4 protein-coding genes are annotated in these 3425 nt (G+C 30.5%); all 4 read left to right on the top strand.

The genetic code is table 11. The annotated features are described in order from the left end of the window. Positions 1-144: 144 nt before the first annotated feature. The 4 genes from Q0945_RS15695 to Q0945_RS15680 all read left to right on the top strand — a co-directional run bounded on the left by Q0945_RS15695 (position 145) and on the right by Q0945_RS15680 (position 3211). On the top strand, positions 145-429 hold the full coding sequence (locus Q0945_RS15695; RefSeq protein ID WP_299436515.1) for a hypothetical protein: 285 nt from the start codon (positions 145-147) through the stop codon (positions 427-429). 6 nt (positions 430-435) lie between these two features. Continuing rightward, positions 436-894 (top strand): hypothetical protein, encoded by a 459-nt coding sequence (locus Q0945_RS15690; RefSeq protein WP_299436512.1) that lies wholly within the window; start codon positions 436-438, stop codon positions 892-894. A gap of 158 nt (positions 895-1052) precedes the next feature. Then, on the top strand, positions 1053-1817 hold the full coding sequence (gene map, locus Q0945_RS15685) for a type I methionyl aminopeptidase (RefSeq protein WP_299436509.1): 765 nt from the start codon (positions 1053-1055) through the stop codon (positions 1815-1817). A 161-nt stretch (positions 1818-1978) separates the two neighbouring features. Next, positions 1979-3211: an adenylate/guanylate cyclase domain-containing protein gene (locus tag Q0945_RS15680; protein WP_299436506.1), complete on the top strand. Its 1233-nt coding sequence runs from the start codon at positions 1979-1981 to the stop codon at positions 3209-3211. Positions 3212-3425: the final 214 nt, after the last annotated feature.

Here is a 3425-nt window from a genome sequence, read left to right as displayed (position 1 = left end):
ATTAATTTTAAAAATTTATCTCTGGCTGACTGGTTAGCGTATACTTTCCCAGTCCGAAATCATAGCCGAGAACGTTGCCAGTAATTACGCACTCACTCAAACCTGAATAAAAACTAACTAAAATAAAAACTAACTAAAATAAAAATGGAAGAAACTGAAAAAACGAACGAGAAAAAACCGAATTTCGAAAAAATAATTGGAATCATTTTACTAATTCCACCGATTTTAAGTGTAATACTATTTCTACTAAATTTATTTGTAAAAAATATAGGAGATATTCCAGAAATGAGTAATTTAAGTAGTGAATGGACTGGTTCTTACGGATATGACACAGGTGGTGGAGGATACTCTTCATCAATTCCTTTCTATTTTGGATTAATGGCAATTGCTGGAGCATATTTGATTAAAGGAACTTCTAAAAATAAATAAACTAAAATGATAGATATAAACAATTTAGAACATTCTCAAGTATATACGCTTTACGATGTATTCAAATCTATGTATGACGAATTACTTCAAAAAGCAGAAAAAACCGAAAATGATGAAACTCAATTAAAAAATTTAAAAGTTCAATTAGGAGTTATTGAGGAATTTTCAAGAAATAAAATGGCTGAAAAACTTCATTGGACAAAAGAAGAAATTCTTAAAAATTACGGACATAAACCAACACTAATAATTAGTTTTCATCCTGGTTCAAATGGATATTCCAATTATGGAAAAGAACTTGTTGCAAATGTTGAATTTACAGAAGATGAGTTATTGGAATTATTTGAAAATATTCGCAACAATGTCGAAAGAAAAGCAGGAATTGTGAATTTTAAAAAAGTTCCTGAAATGGAAAATGGAGAATTTTCTACTTATGATATTTTTGAAATTGGAGGTCGGAATATATAAAACTACTGGCAACACCGTATATAATTTATTGCTGGCTTTTTGCCTACTTGCGAAAGTCCTCGCGGACTTTCTTGGTCGGTAATTATTTACTAAATTAGTTGCTTGAAACACGCAACAAACCATATACAAACACGTTGTAGCCAATTAAAAAAAACGAAATGTCAATAACAAAAGAATCTGAATTAATCGGAATGAAAAAAATTAGTGAAGTTGTTGGAACTACACTAAAACTAATGAGGGAATATGCTAAAGTTGGAATGTCGACTAAAGAATTAGATGAATATGGAGGTGAAATTTTAAAGAGTTATGGTGCTAAATCTGCACCTTATGAAACTTATGGATTTCCTGGTTATTCTTGTATAAGTGTAAATAAAGAAACAGCACACGGAATACCATCAAATAAAAAAATATTGAAAGAAGGAGATTTAATTAATATTGATGTTTCTGCGGAACTTAATGGATTTTGGTCTGATAATGGTGGCTCATTTGTTCTCGGAAAAGACATTCATAATCATCAACCTCTTGTAGATGCTTCTAAAAACATTTTACGTAAAGCTATAAACAATATAAAAGGCGGAGTGAAAATTTCTGAAATTGGATATTTAATAGAAACTGAAGCAAAAAAGTCGGGATTTAAAGTAATTAAAAATTTAGCTGGTCACGGAGTTGGTAGAAGTTTACACGAAGAACCCGAAAATATTTTAAACTACAGAGTTAAAAGTAACAGAGAGCGATTCAAAAAAAATACAACAGTTGCAATAGAAACTTTTATTTCAACAAATTCAACTGTTGCAGTAGAACTGAATGACGGTTGGACTTTAGTCGGAAACAAAGGTGGATATGTAACCCAACACGAACAAACAATACTTGTAACTGATAAAAATCCTGTCATTTTAACAGAATCGAATGAAATTTGGAATTAAATAACTGGCTACAACACCGTATATAATTTATTGCTAGTTCTAGCCTACTTACGAAAATCCTCGCGGATTTTCTATTCGGTTTTTATTTGCTAAATTAGGTGCTTAAACACGCAACAAACCATATACAAACACGTTGTGCACAATAAGAGAACACTAACAGAATGATAGAATCATATTTAATAGAAGGAGTATTATCGTCATTATTTGACTTACTTAAAAAGAAAGTTATAACTACACCTTCAGATAGAGCAAAATTTGATTTTCTAATTAAAGGTGAGGACGATAAAAAAATTGCTATTGAGGTTAAAGGTCAAAACATAACCCTTAAAACCATTCACAATATCGAAAATGTGATTTCCAATTATAAAGATATTAGTGAATTCTATCTTATTACACCAGAAAAACCAGAACCTAAACAGTTAAAAGCATTTCAAAATGTTTTTAAAGATTCTAACACAGAAGTTCATTGGTTAGGCATTAACGAATATTTACTGAATCAAAATCTCGATTTAGAACTTACAGATGATATTAGAAATTCATTATTAAATCTACAAGTAGCTGCATTAACCTCAAAATATGATTTATATAACAAAAGCCATATAGGCTCTGATTTAGGTTACGATAAACTCGCAGAGAATTTAAAACAAAATATAAAAAACGTTAATCAAGGTAAAATTGACAAATCAGATGTAAGGTTTGGATTAAGGAGACAGTTTTCTGACAAAACAATTTCTAAATTAGATAATGATTCTAAAAAGATTTCTGAATTCCTAAACTTTGGAGATAAATATAATGATGCGATTATAATACTAACAGATATAAAGAATTTTTCAACCCTTGTTTCAGCTTCTGACCCTGAAGAATTAAACGAGTTGATGAGTAAATATTATACAAACGCTAGAGAACTTGTATTTAAATATGGAGGAGTACTTGACAAATTTATTGGAGATGCCGTTTTAGCTATTTTCAATTATCCAGAAAAAGATAAAGTAAATTATAAAAAGGCAACTCAATTTTGCGCTGAATTGATTTTAATGGGAGAAAACTTATTTGGAGATTTTCAAAAGAAGCTTGACCAAGAAATAGCAACAGGAACAAGAGTCGGAATGGCGTCTGGACCAATATATGCTTTAAACATTGGAAAGGAAGATTTTGAAGTCACTTTTATTGGTGACAAAATTAATTTTGCTGCTCGACTTGAAAAGAATTGTATAGTAAATGGAATTTTAATGAGTAATAGATTTTACCACAAGCTAGATGATTCAGACTCTGAATTTATTAAGAGCTTTACGTTATCAGAAATAAAAATTGACCCAAAAGATGCAAAAGGACAAATTGGAGTAACTACAGCTTGGCAAGTGGAAAAAGACCAAATGGAAATAATAATTGAATAAATTACTGTGCACAACAATGGCTATAAGTAATTGCTTGTTCTCGCCTACTTTGGAAATTCCTGCGGAATTTCCAACTTGGTGTGTACTTGTAAAGTTAATCACTAACCCACGCAACTACTCATAGCCGAGACCGTTAGCCACAATATGACAAAACCAATGCTGACATACATTTTAATCGGAATAGTTTCAATCGTAGGAGTTGGAATTCTAATTA

It is taken from the genome of uncultured Maribacter sp. (genome assembly GCF_947500405.1).
Classification (GTDB): domain Bacteria; phylum Bacteroidota; class Bacteroidia; order Flavobacteriales; family Flavobacteriaceae; genus Maribacter_B.
Note: the sequence above shows the minus strand (reverse complement) of the source record. Positions and strands in the feature narration are given on the sequence as shown.

Coding starts and splice junctions, on each gene's coding strand:
- Q0945_RS15695 (WP_299436515.1), top strand. CDS start 145: ATGGAAGAAACTGAAAAAACGAACGAGAAAAAACCGAATTTCGAAAAA.
- Q0945_RS15690 (WP_299436512.1), top strand. CDS start 436: ATGATAGATATAAACAATTTAGAACATTCTCAAGTATATACGCTTTAC.
- map (WP_299436509.1), top strand. CDS start 1,053: ATGTCAATAACAAAAGAATCTGAATTAATCGGAATGAAAAAAATTAGT.
- Q0945_RS15680 (WP_299436506.1), top strand. CDS start 1,979: ATGATAGAATCATATTTAATAGAAGGAGTATTATCGTCATTATTTGAC.